The sequence below is a fragment of the Vibrio sp. D173a genome, assembly GCF_030248475.1.
In genome coordinates, this window is the sequence record NZ_JAHGAH010000007.1 from 61,794 (window position 1) to 79,535 (window position 17,742).

The 17,742-nt window shown below is 46.9% G+C and carries 15 protein-coding genes; 1 reads left to right on the forward strand and 14 read right to left on the reverse strand.

The window, feature by feature from the left end:
• Positions 1 to 15: 15 nt before the first annotated feature.
• The 13 genes from rpoS to rlmD all read right to left on the reverse strand — a co-directional run bounded on the left by rpoS (position 16) and on the right by rlmD (position 14,274).
• Positions 16 to 999, reverse strand: a complete 984-nt coding sequence (rpoS, locus tag KIV40_RS01325; protein ID WP_285347766.1) for an RNA polymerase sigma factor RpoS — start codon at positions 997 to 999, stop codon at positions 16 to 18.
• An 80-nt stretch (positions 1,000 to 1,079) separates the two neighbouring features.
• Positions 1,080 to 2,003, reverse strand: coding sequence for a peptidoglycan DD-metalloendopeptidase family protein (locus tag KIV40_RS01330; protein WP_285347767.1), 924 nt, complete (start codon positions 2,001 to 2,003; stop codon positions 1,080 to 1,082).
• 14 nt (positions 2,004 to 2,017) lie between these two features.
• A complete protein-coding gene (locus KIV40_RS01335; RefSeq protein WP_134976379.1) occupies positions 2,018 to 2,644 on the reverse strand; it encodes a protein-L-isoaspartate(D-aspartate) O-methyltransferase in 627 nt (208 codons plus the stop codon).
• Positions 2,644 to 3,420 (reverse strand): 5'/3'-nucleotidase SurE, encoded by a 777-nt coding sequence (surE, locus tag KIV40_RS01340; RefSeq protein WP_005531673.1) that lies wholly within the window; start codon positions 3,418 to 3,420, stop codon positions 2,644 to 2,646. Before surE ends, KIV40_RS01335 begins: the two co-directional genes overlap by 1 nt.
• Positions 3,420 to 4,463: a tRNA pseudouridine(13) synthase TruD gene (gene truD / locus KIV40_RS01345; protein ID WP_285347768.1), complete on the reverse strand. Its 1,044-nt coding sequence runs from the start codon at positions 4,461 to 4,463 to the stop codon at positions 3,420 to 3,422. The genes surE and truD overlap by 1 nt, the downstream gene beginning before the upstream one ends.
• A 45-nt stretch (positions 4,464 to 4,508) precedes the next feature.
• On the reverse strand, positions 4,509 to 4,985 hold the full coding sequence (gene ispF / locus KIV40_RS01350; protein ID WP_005425365.1) for a 2-C-methyl-D-erythritol 2,4-cyclodiphosphate synthase: 477 nt from the start codon (positions 4,983 to 4,985) through the stop codon (positions 4,509 to 4,511).
• Positions 4,986 to 4,999: 14 nt separating this feature from the next.
• Positions 5,000 to 5,710, reverse strand: a complete 711-nt coding sequence (ispD, locus tag KIV40_RS01355) for a 2-C-methyl-D-erythritol 4-phosphate cytidylyltransferase (protein WP_285347769.1) — start codon at positions 5,708 to 5,710, stop codon at positions 5,000 to 5,002.
• Position 5,711: 1 nt separating this feature from the next.
• A complete protein-coding gene (gene ftsB / locus KIV40_RS01360) occupies positions 5,712 to 5,993 on the reverse strand; it encodes a cell division protein FtsB (protein WP_005452106.1) in 282 nt (93 codons plus the stop codon).
• A gap of 426 nt (positions 5,994 to 6,419) precedes the next feature.
• The gene (eno, locus tag KIV40_RS01365) at positions 6,420 to 7,721 is read right to left on the reverse strand and encodes a phosphopyruvate hydratase (protein WP_005425372.1); all 1,302 of its coding nucleotides are present in this window, start codon (positions 7,719 to 7,721) and stop codon (positions 6,420 to 6,422) included.
• A 78-nt stretch (positions 7,722 to 7,799) separates the two neighbouring features.
• Positions 7,800 to 9,440 (reverse strand): CTP synthase, encoded by a 1,641-nt coding sequence (locus tag KIV40_RS01370; protein ID WP_285347770.1) that lies wholly within the window; start codon positions 9,438 to 9,440, stop codon positions 7,800 to 7,802.
• A gap of 151 nt (positions 9,441 to 9,591) precedes the next feature.
• Positions 9,592 to 10,389: a nucleoside triphosphate pyrophosphohydrolase gene (gene mazG / locus KIV40_RS01375; RefSeq protein ID WP_285347771.1), complete on the reverse strand. Its 798-nt coding sequence runs from the start codon at positions 10,387 to 10,389 to the stop codon at positions 9,592 to 9,594.
• Positions 10,390 to 10,607: 218 nt separating this feature from the next.
• Positions 10,608 to 12,827 carry a GTP diphosphokinase gene (gene relA, locus KIV40_RS01380; protein WP_285347772.1) on the reverse strand — a complete coding sequence of 740 codons (2,220 nt, stop codon included), beginning with the start codon at positions 12,825 to 12,827 and terminating at the stop codon, positions 10,608 to 10,610.
• Positions 12,828 to 12,954: 127 nt separating this feature from the next.
• The gene (gene rlmD / locus KIV40_RS01385; RefSeq protein WP_285347773.1) at positions 12,955 to 14,274 is read right to left on the reverse strand and encodes a 23S rRNA (uracil(1939)-C(5))-methyltransferase RlmD; all 1,320 of its coding nucleotides are present in this window, start codon (positions 14,272 to 14,274) and stop codon (positions 12,955 to 12,957) included.
• A gap of 192 nt (positions 14,275 to 14,466) precedes the next feature.
• On the opposite strand from rlmD, the gene barA reads away from it, so the two are divergent.
• Entirely contained in the window at positions 14,467 to 17,265 is a 2,799-nt protein-coding gene (barA, locus tag KIV40_RS01390; RefSeq protein ID WP_285347774.1) for a two-component sensor histidine kinase BarA, read from the forward strand.
• Positions 17,266 to 17,355: 90 nt separating this feature from the next.
• On the opposite strand, the gene acpS is transcribed toward barA, so the two are convergent.
• The gene (gene acpS, locus KIV40_RS01395; RefSeq protein WP_005449797.1) at positions 17,356 to 17,736 is read right to left on the reverse strand and encodes a holo-ACP synthase; all 381 of its coding nucleotides are present in this window, start codon (positions 17,734 to 17,736) and stop codon (positions 17,356 to 17,358) included.
• Positions 17,737 to 17,742 lie beyond the last annotated feature (6 nt).

Consider the following 17,742-nt stretch of genomic DNA (forward strand, 5'->3'; position numbering starts at 1 on the left):
TACAGCGGTCTTTGTTTAGTCGTATTCTACGTTGAACAGGTTTTCCATATTCAGACCTTGTTTGATCAAGATCTCGCGTAGTCGACGTAAACCTTCCACCTGGATCTGACGAACACGTTCGCGTGTTAGACCAATCTCACGTCCCACTTCTTCAAGTGTTGATGGCTCATAGCCAAGCAGACCAAAACGACGCGCTAGCACTTCTTTCTGTTTTGGATTCAGCTCTTCTAACCAATGGATCAATGAAGATTTGATGTCATCGTCCTGAGTAGAAACTTCCGGATCCGAGTTGTTGGCATCAGGAATAATATCCAGTAGCGCTTTCTCGCCGTCACCACCAATCGGTGTATCGACAGAGCTAATGCGCTCATTAAGGCGAAGCATTTTGCTTACGTCTTCTACTGGGATATCTAACTGTGCAGCAATCTCTTCTGCTGTTGGTTCATGGTCGAGCTTCTGAGAAAGTTCACGAGCAGTACGCAGATAAATGTTCAGCTCTTTAACCACATGAATTGGCAGACGGATTGTACGAGTTTGATTCATCAACGCACGTTCGATCGTTTGGCGAATCCACCACGTCGCGTAAGTTGAGAAACGGAAGCCTCTTTCTGGATCAAACTTCTCTACCGCACGAATCAGACCTAAATTACCTTCTTCAATTAGATCAAGAAGTGCTAGACCACGATTGCTGTATCGACGAGAGATCTTCACTACAAGACGCAAGTTACTTTCGATCATACGTTTGCGAGCAGCTTCATCGCCACGCAGCGCACGTCGAGCATAAAGTACTTCTTCTTCTGCCGTAAGTAGAGGTGAAAAACCAATTTCGCCTAAGTAAAGTTGAGTAGCATCTAGGCTCTTGCTGCTCGCGTCGAATTCTTCGCGCGCCGCTGATTTGGTTCCAGTAGATGTTTTTGCAGGTTCGTTTGAAATGCCTTCCGATTGTGCATTGTCGTAGTCGAACTCTTCAACTTTGGTTACTGTGTTGCTGATACTCATAACGCCTCCCCCTGGCGAGTTAGCAAGACATGACAACTCAATATGCCGCTAAATGATGTCGCAAGTTGTTATTCAAAGTTTTACGGTAAATAGCGCTTTGGATTCACTGACTTACCTTGGTAGCGAATTTCAAAGTGAAGTTTGACGGATTTAGAACCTGAACTACCCATGGTCGCAATTTTTTGTCCGCTCTTAACACTTTGTCCTTCTGAAACCAGCAATCTGTCATTGTGTGCGTATGCGCTTAAATAATTGTCGTTATGCTTCACTATAATTAGGTTGCCATAACCTCGTAGCGCGTTACCTGAGTACACAACTGTGCCGGCTGCGGTTGAAACGATAGGCTGACCACGCTGTCCTGCGATGTCGATGCCTTTATTTCCCTGTTCTCCCGCTGAGAAGTTCTTGATTACTCTCCCTTTTGTTGGCCATAACCACTTAGATACTTTGTCGTTTTTCGCCGTAGTTACTGGTGGTTTTGGTTTAACATTTTGGTTACCTTTTGACCCAACATACTCCTTTGGTTTGGATTGTTCAACCTTCTTTGGCGGCTGTTTGTGTGCAACTTGAGTCGTAGTTGGCTTAGGCTGTTGAGTAGAGCTTTTACTTGAATTTGACGACTTTGACGCTGTTGATGTTTTAGTCACTGGAGCAGGTTTCGCCGCAACTACCGGAGCGACAACGGGTTCCACTTTGTGACCATATTTAGGTGCGACATATTTCGGGGCCCAAAGTTTTAGCTTCTGCCCCGGAAAAATCGTGTAAGGCGCAGACAATTCATTGTAACGAACAAGATCATTTACATTCTTATCTGTGACGTAGGCAATAAAATAAAGGGTATCACCTTTCTTTACTTCGTAATAACTCCCTCTATAGCTGCCACGTTCAACCGCTGAGTAATCTTTGTTTAAGCTAGAAACAGGTGCAGGTGAGTGAGCCGCGCAACCAACCAGTCCCGCAGCCAACAAACAGCTAATACCAAAACGATGTAATAACTTCTTCACCTAGTCTTTAACCCTTAAGCTAAATCACCTGCAACTAATGGCACAAATCTTACCATTTCTACCACGGTCGACAGATATTGTTCACCCTGACGTTCAATTTTTAATAGTTGTTGCTCTTCTTCACCAACAGGAATGATCATCTTACCGCCCTCTCTCAGCTGGGATAAAAGTGCTTGGGGAACACTTTCCGCTGCCGCAGTGACGATAATCGCATCAAACGGGCCTTTCGCTTCCCATCCGAGCCAACCATCTCCGTGTTTAGTAGAGACGTTATAGATATCCAGTTGTTTCAGACGACGCTTAGCATCCCATTGCAGAGACTTAATGCGTTCAACTGAATAGACATGATCAACAATTTGAGCAAGGACTGCTGTTTGGTAGCCCGAGCCCGTGCCAATCTCTAAAACATTGCTGTCCGATTTCAAATCGAGCAGCTCTGTCATTTTTGCAACGATGTAAGGCTGAGAAATGGTTTGCCCCTGACCAATCGGCAACGCATTGTTGTCGTACGCTTGGTGCATCATTGCTTGTGAGACAAAGCTCTCACGCGGCAGTCGATAAATCGCATCCAACACTCGTTGATCACTGATGCCACTGGAGATAAGAAACGCTATCAACCTGTCAGCATGTGGGTTAGTCATTAATTCTCTTCCTTTAACCAACTGTCCATTGCGCGCAGCGACTCATGAGCAGTGAGATCGACTTGCAGTGGCGTGATTGAAACAAAGCCATGTTCAATGGCATAAAAGTCCGTACCGATGCCAGCATCTTGCTCTTTACCCGGAGGACCGAGCCAATAGATATCATGTCCACGCGGATCTTTCTGCTTGATCATATTCTCAGCGTGATGACGCGCACCTAAGCGAGTCACTTCAATCTCACCAAGCTCTTCAAACGGAAGATCAGGGACGTTCACATTCAATAGACGGTTGGTTGGAATTGGGCGAATCAGATGCTGCTCAACCAACTGGCGAGCAATTTTAGCAGCCGATTCAAAATGTTGTTTACCGACTAGAGAAAAAGCGATCGCCTGCACGCCCAGGAAATGTCCTTCCATCGCAGCAGCCACCGTACCGGAGTACAACACGTCATCACCTAGGTTTGCGCCGTGATTGATGCCTGACAGCACGAGGTCTGGCAGGTCATCTTTCATCAACTCGTTCAGCGCAAAGTGCACGCAGTCTGTAGGTGTACCTTGCACAGAGAAGGTCTTCGGCGCTATCTCGGTAACACGCAGTGGTTGCTCTAATGTCAATGAGTTAGAAGCACCAGAGCGGTTTCTATCCGGCGCAACGATCGTCACTTCAGCAATGCTTCTTAGCTCATCAGCAAGCGCATGAATTCCCTGAGCATGAACACCGTCATCATTGCTGAGCAGTATTCTTAATGGCTTCGCGTTGTGTGAATCCATTTCCATTAATATTCTCTTTCTACCTTTTCTTCGATGACCAACTCACGCACGATTGAGGTCGCAAATGAACCCGCATCCAGCGAGAATGTCATCGTGATGTTATTACCATCGACCGTCCAAGCTAGGTCTTGTGGCTTGAGTGCGATATCGCGGCGGTCGTGACGCATGCGGTTACCACGAATCAGTGCCATCAAATCTGCTTCTTCATCTAAGAACGGTTGTTCTAAGGTTAGCGCATCCGCTTGAGTTGGTAGCGCGTTATCACCCGCCAGTGCAGCAGTAATCGTCACTTCGCCTTGAGCAAATTGCGCTTGTAGAGCAGCCATGTTGCTTGCGTCAACTAACTGAGTACCAGAAGCTGTCTGTGCCACATCACCATCGATGAACTTGTCAAACACACCATTCTCCAGGCGAGCGGAAACAATGCGGTTGAAGATCCATGAACGAGCTGCTGACAGGTACATGCTACGCTTGTTTTGATTACGGGTACGAACGTTCTCGCGCCCCCATCGACGTGCTTCTTCAAGGTTGTTGCCATCGTTACCAAAACGCTGACTACCAAAGTAGTTCGGCACACCCACTTGTTTCACTTTTTCAAGGCGTTGCTCAACATCCGCTACATCTGTCACTTCAGACAAAGTCACCACGAACTCGTTCCCTACTAGGTCCCCAGGACACAGTTTTTTATTGTGACGATCCGTTGCAAGGATTTCGATGCTTGGGTGTTGCGCCAAAAATGCTGAAAAATCTGGAGTTTCACCTTTTGGTAAATGCACACTTAGCCATTGTTCGGTCACAGCATGACGGTCTTTAAGGCCCGCCCAGCTAACGTCTTTCGACTTAACACCACAGGCTTTTGCTAGTTCGTTAGCAACAAAACTGGTGTTCTCACCTGTTTTACGGATACGAACCATTAAGTGCTCGCCCTCACCTGTAAAGGCAAAACCTAAATCTTCGCGAACCTGAAAGTGCTCTGGTTGCGCTTTGATTTTTGCAGATGCAACTGGCTTACCTGTTAGGTAAGCCAATGAAGATAAAATGTCTGACATGATGTATTTCCGCTGATATCACAGCTTAGAGGAGCAAATTGCTAATTATTGCTTAAACAGAAGTACAACTGCTTCCGTTGCAATGCCTTCTTTGCGTCCAGTAAAACCAAGACGTTCTGTCGTCGTTGCTTTTACGTTAATGTTGCTAATGTCGGTTTCGAGGTCTTCGGCAATGGCAGCACACATTGCGTCAATGTGCGGTGCCATCTTCGGTGCTTGAGCCATGATAGTGACATCTGCATTACCAAGACGGTAGCCTTGCTCTTTGACTCGACGGTAAACGTCTTTCAGTAGTTCACGACTATCTGCGCCTTTCCATTTGTCATCCGTATCTGGGAAGTGACGACCAATGTCGCCCGCAGCAATCGCGCCAAGCAGGGCATCCGTTAACGCATGCAGCGCTACATCACCATCTGAGTGTGCAATCAAACCTTGTTCGTAAGGGATCGCTACACCACCAATAATTACCGGACCTTCACCACCGAATTTATGTACGTCGAAACCATGACCAATTCGAATCATTTTTTATCCTTTCTTTATTCGCCGCGCTCACGGCTGAGATAAAACTCGGCTAACGCAAGATCTTCTGGCTGAGTAATTTTAATATTGTTCGCATTCCCTTGAACCAAGGCCGGCTTTTCGCCTAACCATTCCAAAGCCGAAGCTTCATCAGTAATGGTGGCACCTTGTTCTAATGCGTCAGCCAGTGCTTGAGTAAGCTGCTGAGTTTTAAACATTTGTGGAGTTAATGCATGCCACAATGCTTCTCTATCTACCGTATGAACGATATCTTGTGCCACGTTTGCTCGCTTCATCGTGTCTCTTACTGGAGAAGCGAGAATGCCACCCGTAGGATGAGCGCAGCAAACATCAATCAAATGGTCAATGTCAGATGTTAATACACACGGTCTTGCCGCGTCGTGGACTAATACCCACTCGCTTTCCAGATGTGTACTTACATAGTTTAGCCCTGATAACACAGAGCCTGCCCTTTCTTTGCCACCAGCCACACGAATCACATCAGGATGTTGAGCAATGGACAGTTCAGGGTAGTATGGGTCGCCGTCGGTAATAGCCACGACAACCTTAGAAATTTTTGGGTGAGAAAGCAGTTTCTCTACGGTATGTTCCAGTACCGCCTTGCCGTCAATCAACAGGTATTGTTTTGGGCGATCTGCCTTCATGCGGCTGCCAACACCAGCTGCTGGCACAATGGCAATATGGGTTGGAGTGTTCGTTTCCAACATATTAATGCTCTTCCTCATCGACAATTCGGTAGAAGGTTTCGCCATCTTTAACCAAACCAAGTTCATGACGCGCACGTTCTTCGATTGCATCAAGACCTTGTCGTAAGTCATCAATCTCAGCGAACATCTCGTTATTACGAGCTTGCAGCTTGCTGTTTACTTGTTGCTGCACTTCAATTTCATCTTCTACTGTGTAGTAGTCAGACACCCCGTTTTTGCCAAACCAGAGGGTATATTGAAGCCAGCCAAACAGTAACGTAAGGGCTATAACAAAGATTCGCATATCGTTGCTAACATTCTGTACCGGAAGGGATTAGATAAGGTGACATATATAGCATAAATGCGTGATTGGCTCTAGGGCATAAAAAGAGACTCACACGCTCCTTACAGGAAAAAAGCAGCAAAATGAAACAAAGAGATTCCCGACTCTCTCCTTCGTTGTTCTAGAGAGTGCCAAATGGAACGTGAGCGAAAGAGATCAAAGTGCAAAGTTAGCCCCCATCTATCTAAGCGAAGCGTTACCGGAGGGCGAAGCCCGATCTCACCTCTCGAAGCGAAGCGTTACCGAAGGGCGAAGCCCGATCTCACCTCTCGAAGCGAAGCGTTCCTAAAGGGCGAAGCCCGTTCTCATATGTCAGATACAAAAAACGCCCCGCAAGTGCGAGGCGTTTTCAAAAGCTTTAAGTTAAGCTGTTAATTCAGTTAAGAATTAAGCTTGACCTTTAACTTCTTTAAGACCGTTGAAAGGAGCGCGCTCACCTAGAGCTTCCTCGATACGGATAAGTTGGTTGTACTTAGCAACACGGTCAGAACGGCTCATAGAACCAGTCTTGATTTGACCTGCAGCTGTACCTACCGCTAGATCAGCGATAGTTGCATCTTCAGTTTCGCCAGAACGGTGAGAGATTACTGCTGTGTAACCTGCGTCTTTAGCCATCTTGATTGCAGCTAGAGTCTCAGTTAGAGAACCGATTTGGTTGAACTTGATAAGGATAGAGTTAGCTACGCCTTTCTCGATACCTTCAGCAAGGATCTTAGTGTTAGTAACGAATAGATCGTCACCTACTAGTTGAAGCTTGTCACCTAGTAGTTCAGTTTGGTGCTTGAAGCCAGCCCAATCAGACTCGTCTAGACCGTCTTCGATAGAAACGATTGGGAATTGGTTAGCTAGCTCAGCTAGGTAGTGGTTGAACTCTTCAGAAGTGAAAGTTTTACCTTCGCCTTTCATGTTGTAGATGCCAGCTTCTTTGTCGAAGAACTCAGATGCTGCACAGTCCATAGCTAGAGTAACGTCTTTACCTAGTTCGTAACCAGCAGCTGCAACAGCTTCTGCGATAACTTCTAGAGCTTCAGCGTTAGACTTAAGGTTTGGAGCGAAACCACCTTCGTCACCAACTGCAGTGCTGTAGCCTTTAGACTTAAGAACTTTAGCTAGGTTGTGGAATACTTCTGCACCGATACGTAGACCTTCTTTAAGAGTCTTAGCGCCAACTGGTTGGATCATGAACTCTTGGATGTCAACGTTGTTGTCTGCGTGCTCACCACCGTTGATGATGTTCATCATTGGTAGAGGCATAGAGAACTGACCAGCTGTGCCGTTTAGCTCAGCGATGTGCTCGTATAAAGGCATGCCTTTAGCTGCTGCAGCAGCTTTAGCGTTTGCTAGAGAAACAGCTAGGATAGCGTTCGCACCGAACTTAGATTTGTTTTCAGTGCCGTCTAGTTCGATCATTACTGCGTCGATTGCAGCTTGGTCTTTAGCGTCTTTGCCAACTAGAGCTTCAGCGATTGCGCCGTTTACAGCTTCAACAGCTTTAAGAACACCTTTACCTAGGAAACGTGCTTTGTCACCGTCACGTAGCTCAAGAGCTTCGCGAGAACCAGTAGATGCGCCAGATGGAGCTGCTGCCATACCTACGAAACCGCCTTCTAGGTGTACTTCAGCTTCTACAGTTGGGTTACCACGTGAGTCGATGATTTCACGACCTAGAACTTTAACGATCTTAGACATTAATGTTTCCTCTCGTTTCAAATATAAATGTCAATTTTAAAGGGCAGCAGCACAACCTTCGCCGCTGCCCGTATCCTTTTACTTCTCGAATTCGCCGCGAGCGTTTTGGCCAGCAGCTTTAACGAAACCTGCGAATAGTGGGTGACCATCGCGAGGCGTCGAGGTGAATTCTGGGTGGAATTGAGCCGCTACAAACCATGGGTGAGCTGGGTTCTCAATCATTTCCACTAGTTTCTTATCCGCTGATAGGCCAGATACTTTCAGACCTGCTTTTTCGATTTGCGGACGAAGATTGTTGTTTACTTCGTAACGGTGACGGTGACGCTCATGAATTGTCGCGTTGCCGTATAGTTCACGAGCTTTCGTACCTTTTTCTAGGTGACATAGCTGTGAACCAAGACGCATCGTACCACCTAGGTCAGACGTTTCAGTACGTTCTTCAACTTTACCTTCGCCGTCTACCCATTCAGTGATCAAACCTACCACAGGGTACTTAGTGTCTTTGTTAAATTCTGTTGAATGTGCACCTTCCATACCCGCTACGTTACGCGCGTATTCGATCAGTGCTACTTGCATGCCTAGACAGATACCTAGGTAAGGTACTTTGTTTTCACGAGCGTATTGTGCTGCGCGAATCTTACCTTCGATACCACGGTCACCGAAGCCGCCAGGTACTAGGATTGCATCTAGACCTTCAAGTACTTCTACGCCTTTCGTCTCAACATCTTGAGAGTCTACGTATCTAATTGTGACGTTTAGACGGTTTTTCAAGCCTGCGTGTTTAAGTGCTTCGTTTACTGACTTGTAAGCATCTGGTAGTTCGATGTATTTACCGACCATACCGATAGTTACTTCACCAGTTGGGTTCGCTTCTTCGTAGATAACCTGTTCCCATTCAGACAGGTCAGCTTCTGGTGCGTTGATACCAAAGCGAGCACAAACTAGGTCATCTAGACCTTGAGACTTAACAAGTTGAGGGATCTTGTAGATAGAATCTACGTCCTTCATTGAGATAACTGCTTTTTCTTGTACGTTACAGAAAAGAGCAATTTTCTTACGCTCGTTCGCTGGGATCATACGATCAGAGCGACAAACTAGAATATCTGGTTGGATACCGATAGAAAGCAGCTCTTTAACAGAGTGCTGAGTTGGCTTAGTTTTCACTTCACCTGCAGCTGCTAGGTAAGGAACTAGCGTTAGGTGCATGAACATTGCGCGTTCACGGCCTAGTTCTACAGCAAGCTGACGGATAGCTTCCATAAATGGTAGTGATTCGATATCACCTACCGTACCACCGACTTCAACGATAGCAACATCATGGCCTTCAGAACCTGCGATTACGCGGTCTTTGATAGCATTAGTGATGTGAGGGATAACCTGAATGGTTGCACCTAGGTAATCACCGCGACGTTCTTTACGTAGTACGTCTGCATAAACACGACCAGCAGTGAAGTTGTTACGCTTAGTCATCTTGGTGCGGATGAAACGCTCGTAGTGACCAAGGTCAAGGTCAGTCTCTGCGCCATCTTCCGTAACGAACACTTCACCGTGTTGAGTTGGGCTCATTGTGCCTGGATCAACGTTGATGTAAGGGTCAAGCTTCATCATAGTCACTTTAAGACCACGAGCTTCTAGAATAGCGGCAAGAGATGCTGCTGCAATACCTTTACCTAGAGAGGATACAACCCCGCCAGTAACAAAAATGTAATTTGTCGTCATGTTTAACCTGAAATTGGTTGAATGAGGGAAATGGAGTGCTTCTGGACGGGACGTAAATATACCAGAAGCTCCTAACCGCCACAACGTGAAATCTATCACACCGTAATTTTTTATTTTTTGCTTCAAATCAAATTCGAGTATTCATGCAATTTCAGCTTCGCTCTTCCCGTTTCACCTCATCCCACATGGAATCGAGTTCATCTAGAGTAAAGTCTGTGAGCTGCTTACCGTGCGCTGAAACTTTAGTTTCCACGCCTTTAAAGCGTTTCGAGAACTTTAAGTTGGCTTTTGCCAGTGCTACTTCTGGGTCTTTCCCTAAGTGACGCGACAGGTTCACGGTAGCAAATAAAAGATCGCCTAATTCAAGTTCGACTTTTTCCTCATCCGGCCTAATTTGAAGCGCTTCTTCCATTACCTCTTCAATTTCTTCCTGCACTTTGCCTACAACCGGGCCAAGCGAATCCCAATCGAAGCCAAATTTTGCGCACTTTTTCTGGATCTTTGTAGCACGCGAAAGCGCAGGTAGAGAGTTTGGTATTGAGTCTAGAATACTTTCTTCAGCTTTGCCTACTTGTGCTTTCTCTTTCGCTTTTTCCGCTTCCCAGTTTGCGTTAATCGCTTCTTCAGAATCGAACTCTACTTCTGAAAAAACATGAGGATGGCGACGCGTCAGCTTCTCGTTAACGGTTTCCACCACATCAGAAAACTCAAACAATCCCTGCTCTTTCGCCATTTGGCTGTAGAAAATCACTTGGAACAATAAGTCACCCAACTCTTCTTGCAAGTTAGGCCAATCACGGTTTTGAATCGCATCCACCACTTCGTAGGTTTCTTCGATAGTGTGCGGAACAATGGTGTCGAAGGTCTGCTTTAAATCCCAAGGGCAACCGCTTTCTGGGTCACGCAGCTTCGACATGATTTGTTCTAACTGTTCAATTGGATGACTCATTCTCTGTTCCTTTAAAACTTTCTATCTAAAGAAAAAGGTGAGTAGCCAAAACCACTCACCTTTGTTATATGTTGATCAATTCTCTAAATAATTGAAGCTGTAGCTAGGCGGCAAGCGAGCGGACTCCATCACATAGCCTGCCTATGTGATGAGCCTGGGCCGGCACTCCGGAGTGAGCGTAGGCAACAACGCTATCAGCTTCAAGTATGACGAGAATTTTAGCCTAAGCGCTTCACCGACATTACATCCTTAATCTGCTCAACACGTTTCGAGACGCGTGAGAACACTTCAAGGTTGGTCACTTCAAGATCAAAGTCCATGATCGACATTTGCGTGCGGTAATCGACACGGCTCTTCATGCTGGTGACTTTAATTTTCTCGTTCGCAAATAGCGTTGTGATGTCTTTCAGTAGACCACCACGTTCCATCGCTTCAACACGAACCGTCAAGATGTAAGAACCGACAAAGCCGCTACCCCAAACGGTATCAATGATACGTTCTGGTGCGTGATGACGAAGTTCTTCTAGTTGCTCACAGTCACTACGGTGCACCGAAATACCACGACCTTGAGTGATGTAACCTGAGATCTCATCACCTGGGATCGGCTGACAACAGCGCGCTAGGTGCGTCATTAAGTTATCGACACCTTCTACCACAACCGCATCTTTCTTCGGACGGCTTTGCGCTGGCGCGCGATTTTCTGCTTCTTGCAGTTTTTCTAGCGCTTGCTGGTCTTCCTCTTCCGCGGTTGGTTTGTTTACCAACGCGTTGATGTGGTTGATGATCTGGTTGATGCGCAAGTCACCACTACCAATACCAACATACAACTCATCGGCGCTGTTGACGTTAAAGCGTTTCAGCGCGTACTGGTCTGCGTCTTTCAATGTCGCGCCAATTTTCGCCAATTCGTGTTCTAGGATTTCACGACCCGCTTCTAAGTTCTTCTCACGACTTTGTTTGCGGAACCATGCGTTGATCTTCGCACGTGCTCGGCTCGACGTCACAAAGCCCAGCGTCGGGTTCAACCAATCACGTGAAGGGTTTGGCTCTTTCTGAGTGATGATTTCAACCTGATCGCCCATTTGCAGTTTATGAGTGAACGGAACGATACGACCCGCCACTTTGGCACCGATACAACGGTGACCCACTTCTGAGTGAATGTGGTAAGCGAAATCGAGCGGGGTTGCGCCCATTGGTAGGTCGACAACATCGCCACGTGGGGTAAAGGCATACACGCGGTCATCAAATACCTGACTACGTAGCTCATCCAGCATCTCACCAGAGTCGGACATCTCTTCTTGCCAATCGAGTAGCTTACGTAGCCACGTGATCTTCTCATCGTAACCGCTGCGGCTGCTTGCGCCTTCTTTGTATTTCCAGTGCGCGGCAACACCGAGCTCAGAATCTTCGTGCATTTCTTTAGTACGAATCTGGATCTCGATAGTCTTACCTTCAGGGCCAAGAATCACGGTATGGATAGACTGGTAACCGTTTGGTTTCGGGTTTGCTACGTAATCGTCGAACTCGCTTGGTAAGTGTTTGTATTTGGTGTGAACCACACCCAGAGCGGCATAACAGTCTTGAAGTTTGTCAGCGATGATACGTACCGCACGTACGTCAAACAATTCATCAAACGCCAGACTCTTCTTCTGCATTTTGCGCCAGATACTGTAGATGTGCTTTGGACGACCACTGACTTCTGCGTTGATGCCGCATACCGTCATTTCTTGTGTGAGGTCATCGACAAAGTCTTTGATGTACTGTTCACGGACAATACGACGCTCAGCCAATTGCTTCGCGATTTGCTTGTAGGTTTCTGGCTGTTGGTAGCGGAAAGCGTAATCTTCGATTTCCCATTTCAACTGACCAATGCCAAGGCGGTTTGCCAGAGGCGCGTAGATATTTGCACACTCTTTTGCCGCTGCACGACGAACTTCGTCCGGCGCTTTTTTTACTTCAATCAGGTTACAGATACGTTCTGCCAGCTTGATAACCACGCAACGGAAATCATCCACCATTGCCAACAGCATGCGACGAACGTTATCGACTTGAGACGAGGCAGCTCCACCATCCATTGTTACATTCAACTGGCCGATTGCCGCCATTTCGTCGACGCCATCGATCAGCTTAATGATTTCTTTGCTGTATTTTTCCTCAAGGAGTTCTCTATCAAAAGCACCACTTGAGACCAAAGGGAACAGCTGCGCAGCGACGAGTGTCGCTTTATCCATCGACAAGGTGATCAAGATTTCGATCATCTCTCGTCCACGCCACAACAAAAGCTCCGCCTGCTCGTTATCCGCCAATACAGATTGGCAGTCACGATACACTTCGGTTAAGCGTTTCGCTGTGTTCTTCTCTTGAACTAGGCTAGCCACCCAGTTTTCAAGTTCAAACTGTTCATCTTGGTTTAAATGCGCGCTTCTTACCGCAACCATCTCATCATCCTAATTATTATATTTGTGTGGTTTGACTAACACCATCCAGGTTAGTTCTTGTGCCAAGCTTTAAGCGTTGGCTTATTGACCACCCTCCACGAGTAAGTGATCAATAAAGTCCCAATTATCAGGACTTTTCAAACAGTGCCATCGACTCTAGATGGCTGGTATGAGGGAACATGTCCAGCATACCTAATTTGGTTAATTGGTAGCCTTGCTCCAGCAAGCTCTGGCTATCCCTTGCAAGGGTAGCAGGATTACAAGAAACATAAACTATACGGCGTGCGCCAAGCACAGAAACTTGATCAATGATCCCACTCGCACCCGCACGTGCTGGATCGAGCAGCACTTTGTCGAATTGTTCAGCCGCCCAAACTTGCCCTTCAAAATCTTGCTCAAGGTTAGCGTGATAAAATCGAGCGTTATTGATTTGGTTCAAAGATGCATTGTTTGCTGCCTTTTCCACCATTTCTGCCACACCTTCTACGCCAACCACGTGTTTTGCACGTTTCGCGATAGGCAAACTGAAGTTACCTAAACCACAGAACAAATCTAACACTCGCTCGTCACTTTGTGGGTCTAACCACTCCACTGCCTGAGCAACCATTTTCTGGTTTACCGCTTGGTTCACTTGAATAAAGTTATTTGGCGTAAATGGCACGGTGACACCCGCTTCTTGATAGAAAGGCACTTCACCTTCAATCAAATCAAGCTGATCGGTTTCTGGCATCAAGTAGAGCGATGCATTGTGACGCTTCGCTAATTCCACCAACGAGCTGGTTTCTTTTTCCGTCAGTTTGCTCAGATGACGCAATGTGATGCATGGACCTTTGTCGCCTAGCACCAACTCTACGTGACCAAGTTGCTCTGGCTTCTTAAACACTTTTAACGTCGAGTAGATTTCTGGCAATAGCATATTCAACTCAGGGGCGAGCACAGGACAATCCGTCACTTGTGCAATTTGCTTACTCTGCTTTTTACGGAAACCAAAGTGCAACTGACGAGTCTTTTTATCTACGAACAAGCTCACACGAGCACGACGACGGTAGCCAAGAGACTCACCCAACACAGGCGCATCCAACTCGATATCACTGCCGGCAAATTTTCTCATCAACTGGCGAAGCGTTTGCTGCTTGTGCGTCAATTGTTGGTCATAGTTCAAATGCTGCAGATCACAGCCACCACACTCATGGTAATGGGGACAAAATGGCTCCACGCGAGCTTCACTCGGTTTAAGGATTTTAATCAACTTACCGCGAGCGAACTTGCTCTTTTCTTCCACCAATTGGGTTACCACTTCCTCACCCGGTAGGGCACCATCAATAAATAATGGTTTCTTCTTAAGGTAAGCAATGCCTGCGCCGTGGTGATCCAAACGCTCTACTTGCACCGCTTGGTGACGGGTATTCAATTGCGTTTTCTTTTTAGGTTGAAAGATACGTGCCATGCTCTGTGCCTGATTTGTGTCTAATTGCTCTACTGCTTCACTATTCTTGCTTGCAGCCGTTGTGTGATTCGAGTGACTTGATTATGCTTACCGTTTATCCGGTGACGTCACTTTTTTGCTCAAGGCTTTATCGTGCGCTTGAGAAATAATGCGTTATTTTCCCATATCCAGACTCCGATGTAATTAGATAACATGACCAGATATGGCTTAAGAGCACGTGTAATTACACTAACTCTCGCTCCCACTCTTATTATTGGTTTATTACTGAGCGGCTTTTTCTCATTCAACCGCTACCAAGACCTAGAGAAACAAGTTATCACCACAGGTAATAGCATTATCGAACCGCTTGCGATTGCCAGTGAAACTCACCTGCTTTCCGAAAGCCGCGAGGCCGTTCGTCGCCTTATCAGTTACGCTCACCGTAAGAATTCGAAACTGGTTCGTAGTATCGCGGTGTTCGATGAAAATCATGAGCTTTTCGTCACTTCTAACTTCCATCCCAATTTTGAAGCTCTGATGTTCCCGAAGGATAAGCCGATCCCTCAGTTAGGGGACTCAGAAATCTTCGATAACTCGCTTATTCTGCGCGTGCCGATTCTATCTGAAGGTCACTATCTTTCGGAGCTCTCAAATGAGAATCAGGGCACAAAAGCCATCGGCTACATTGCCGTAGAAATGGATCTTTCGTCACTTCGCTTGCAGCAATATCAAGAAGTCTTCTCTGCCTTCTTGGTGTTGATCCTTGGTCTTGGTCTCGCGAGTGTGTTCGCCTCTCGCCTCATGCATGATGTAACCCAGCCGATCACCCACATGAAGAACGTTGTGGACCGCATTCGTCGTGGTCACCTTGATGTGCGTATCGAAGGCAAAATGCACGGTGAGTTGGACCAACTGAAAAACGGTATCAACGCCATGGCGGTCTCGCTTTCGGAATACCACGTTGAGATGCAGCACAGTATAGACCAAGCGACATCAGACTTGCGTGAGACTCTGGAACAGCTAGAGATTCAGAACGTGGAGTTGGACATCGCCAAGAAGCGTGCCCAAGAAGCAGCCCGAGTGAAGTCTGAATTCTTGGCGAACATGTCTCACGAGCTTCGTACCCCATTGAATGGCGTAATTGGCTTTACCCGCCAGATGCTGAAAACACAGCTATCGAACAGTCAAACGGATTACTTGCAGACGATTGAGAAGTCGGCGAACAACCTACTGAACATCATCAATGACATCCTCGACTTCTCGAAACTGGAAGCCGGTAAGCTAGCACTGGAAAACATTCCGTTTGAATTCCGTGAAAGCTTAGAAGAAGTAATCAACCTACAAGCCACCAGCGCGCACGAGAAAGGTTTGGAGATCACCTTGAAAGTGGATCCGAAGATCCCGCAAGGTTTGGTAGGTGACCCACTTCGTATCCAACAAATTCTCACCAACTTGGTCGGCAACTCCATCAAGTTTACTGAGCGGGGTAATATCGACATCAGCGTTGAGATGCGCTCACAATCTGGTGATTCGGTCGAACTGCAATTCATGGTGCGCGATACGGGTATTGGTATCTCCGAACGTCAGCAAGCGCAGTTATTCCAAGCATTTAGCCAAGCAGATGCGAGTATCTCACGTCGCTACGGCGGTACAGGTCTTGGTCTGGTTATCACCCAGAAACTGGTAAGCCAGATGGGCGGCGAAATCAGTCTAACCAGTCGCCTACACCAAGGTTCTACCTTCTGGTTTACGGTTCGCTTGCACTCAACTGAAATGCCAATGAGCGATCTAATTGAAGTCGAACTACTAACAGGTAAGCAATTGCTGTTGGTTGAACCAAACATGCAAGCGGCGTCAGTGACACAGCAGATCCTGAGCCAAGAAGGCATTCTGGTGACCTACCGCTCTTCTCTGCCAGAAAACGACGAGAACTACGATTACGTCTTGTTGAACTTGGCTGCCAACCAAACCTACGATGATCAATCGGTAGCGGCTTGGATTGAGCAAGCCAAACGCATGGCTCCGAGTGTGATCATGGGTACGCCAAGTACCGAACTGGCACTGGCAGACCAAGTGATGAACGATCATCAGATCCAATGTCTGACCAAGCCATTATCGCGTCGTAAGCTTCTACAAAGCCTAATCACGGATCACGTCGAAACACCACAAGCGGTGATTGCACCAATTGAGCCAGTGATGAACGAACGCTTACCACTGACGGTGCTTGCGGTTGATGATAACCCTGCCAACTTGAAACTGATCTCTGCGCTACTAAAAGAGCGTGTAGAAACGGTAACGGCATGTAGTAATGGTCAACAAGCGGTGAATCTTGCAACTGAAAAGAAATACGATCTGATCTTCATGGACATTCAAATGCCATTGATGGACGGCGTGACCGCTTGTCAGCACATTAAAGAGCTAGAGCTGAACAAAGACACCCCAGTGATTGCGGTAACCGCGCATGCCATGGCGGGTGAGCGTGACCGACTACTGGCTGCGGGGATGGATGACTACCTAACCAAGCCAATTGAAGAACATGTTCTGCAACAGGTTTTGGTTCATTGGAACCCAAATACCTGTACTGAGAGTGTCGACAAAATCGCGCCATCCTATGTCGAACCAATTGTGGAGACTACGCCATCAGCGCCAGAAAAGCCACAGCAAGATGTCATCATCGACTGGCAAGCAGCGTTAAAGCAGGGTGCCAACAAAGAAGACTTAGCCAAAGACATGCTGCGCATGCTGATTGATTTTATTCCTGAGGTGGAAGAAGTGGTCGATCAAGCATTAGAGCAAGAAGGCTTCTCGCGTGATGACCTTATCCATGTGGTGCATAAACTTCACGGCAGCAGCTCTTACTGCGGTGTGCCGAGATTAAAGTCTCTGTGTGCAACCTTGGAACAAGCGCTGCGCTCGGGTGCTGACATCGAAGACATCGAACCAGAAATGTTCGAACTGCAAGATGAGATGATTAAAGTCACCACGACGGCGAAACTCTATCTTGAGCAGTAGAGAATAACCGAGTAAATCATAGACATAAAAAAGCCAGAGCATCGACTCTGGCTTTTTTGTATTCGGTTGTTAATCCGTAATCAGGTTAAGTTAGGATTCAAAAATCACCGTCGCAACGGCGTAATGACGTTCATCCGAAATCGACAGATGAACATGATTAACGCCCATCGACTCGGCGATTTGCTTCGCCACACCAGATAAGGTCAATATCGGTTTACCGAACTCATCATTCGAAACCGTAAAATCATGGAAGGTCACGCCTTTTGCGATGCCAGTTCCTAACGCTTTTGAGGCCGCCTCTTTTACTGCGAAACGCTTCGCAAGGTAGCGCCCTTTTTGCTTCAATTCAGCAAACTTAACCATTTCATCTTGCGACAAAATGCGCTTTGCGAAGGGCTCACCCGTACGACCGAGCGCTTTTTCAATGCGCTCAATCTCTGCGATGTCAGTGCCTAGTCCTAAAATTGCCATGCTTTA

Bases quoted from the DNA above. Each gene is read 5' to 3' on its own strand.
- rpoS (WP_285347766.1), bottom strand. From the start codon at position 999: ATGAGTATCAGCAACACAGTAACCAAAGTTGAAGAGTTCGACTACGAC.
- KIV40_RS01335 (WP_134976379.1), bottom strand. From the start codon at position 2,644: ATGACTAACCCACATGCTGACAGGTTGATAGCGTTTCTTATCTCCAGT.
- surE (WP_005531673.1), bottom strand. From the start codon at position 3,420: ATGGAAATGGATTCACACAACGCGAAGCCATTAAGAATACTGCTCAGC.
- truD (WP_285347768.1), bottom strand. From the start codon at position 4,463: ATGTCAGACATTTTATCTTCATTGGCTTACCTAACAGGTAAGCCAGTT.
- ispF (WP_005425365.1), bottom strand. From the start codon at position 4,985: ATGATTCGAATTGGTCATGGTTTCGACGTACATAAATTCGGTGGTGAA.
- ispD (WP_285347769.1), bottom strand. From the start codon at position 5,710: ATGTTGGAAACGAACACTCCAACCCATATTGCCATTGTGCCAGCAGCT.
- ftsB (WP_005452106.1), bottom strand. From the start codon at position 5,993: ATGCGAATCTTTGTTATAGCCCTTACGTTACTGTTTGGCTGGCTTCAA.
- eno (WP_005425372.1), bottom strand. From the start codon at position 7,721: ATGTCTAAGATCGTTAAAGTTCTAGGTCGTGAAATCATCGACTCACGT.
- KIV40_RS01370 (WP_285347770.1), bottom strand. From the start codon at position 9,440: ATGACGACAAATTACATTTTTGTTACTGGCGGGGTTGTATCCTCTCTA.
- mazG (WP_285347771.1), bottom strand. From the start codon at position 10,389: ATGAGTCATCCAATTGAACAGTTAGAACAAATCATGTCGAAGCTGCGT.
- relA (WP_285347772.1), bottom strand. From the start codon at position 12,827: ATGGTTGCGGTAAGAAGCGCGCATTTAAACCAAGATGAACAGTTTGAA.
- rlmD (WP_285347773.1), bottom strand. From the start codon at position 14,274: ATGGCACGTATCTTTCAACCTAAAAAGAAAACGCAATTGAATACCCGT.
- barA (WP_285347774.1), top strand. From the start codon at position 14,467: ATGACCAGATATGGCTTAAGAGCACGTGTAATTACACTAACTCTCGCT.
- acpS (WP_005449797.1), bottom strand. From the start codon at position 17,736: ATGGCAATTTTAGGACTAGGCACTGACATCGCAGAGATTGAGCGCATT.